This window comes from Gluconacetobacter entanii (assembly GCF_003206495.1).
Classification (GTDB): Bacteria; Pseudomonadota; Alphaproteobacteria; order Acetobacterales; family Acetobacteraceae; genus Novacetimonas; species Novacetimonas entanii.
Genome location: NZ_NKUF01000137.1, coordinates 1 through 740, shown reverse-complemented (window position 1 = coordinate 740; position 740 = coordinate 1). Strand labels below are relative to the sequence as shown.

At 48.8% G+C, this 740-nt stretch carries 1 pseudogene; it reads left to right on the top strand.

Annotation, left to right across the window (positions count from 1 at the left end):
* Window positions 1–130, top strand: a pseudogene (locus tag CFR72_RS18230) (IS3 family transposase); the annotation flags it as partial.
* Window positions 131–740: the final 610 nt, after the last annotated feature.

Here is a 740-nt window from a genome sequence, read left to right as displayed (position 1 = left end):
GTATTTGTTTGAAAGCATTCAGGACGTGCAGGAGGTCGCAACACAATGGCTCTGGACATATAACCATGACAGACCCAACATGGGGAACAGCGGGCTAACCCCCGCCCAGAAACTAAAAACAGCTGCCTGAATTCTCATTCAATGCCCCACTAAAAATGGGGGGATTACCCTTCCACGATTGCAGCTGTTTTTTTTGACGTTGACCAAGGGGAGGAAATCCTTCGGGAGACCTCTTCAGAGCCCTATGCTCTGGCTATCTATCTGCTTTACAGCACGGAAAATGATCCTGACGTGGCGAATCAAGCGGCTGAGTCTGCAAAGCGAGGTATCGTAAAGGCGTTTCGTGAAAAGTGCTTTTCCGAGGAGGCTAAGGCTTGGCATGATATTGAGTTGATCGAGTGTGAAGTGATCTCAGATCAATCTATGACAGTTCAGCAGGCTGAAAGCCTTAAGAGATGGTCGGCAGACCACATCAGCTTAAGAACGGATCCAGCACAGACGATGTTGCGTGACGAATAGAAATATTAGACATTGAAGGTAAGTCAACCAGCGGGTTTGATCCGCAGGACCGATTATCGACTTCATGCGCTATAGTATCATGCTGATTGGCTGGCTATAAATAGTCCGAACTCGGATCGATGAGAAGTGGTCCCCATTTTTCGGACAGGGCGATAAGCTATCATCTGGCCTGAACGAGGACGGGTTTTATGGGCAAGGTTACGCGGAAACGGTATGCGGCG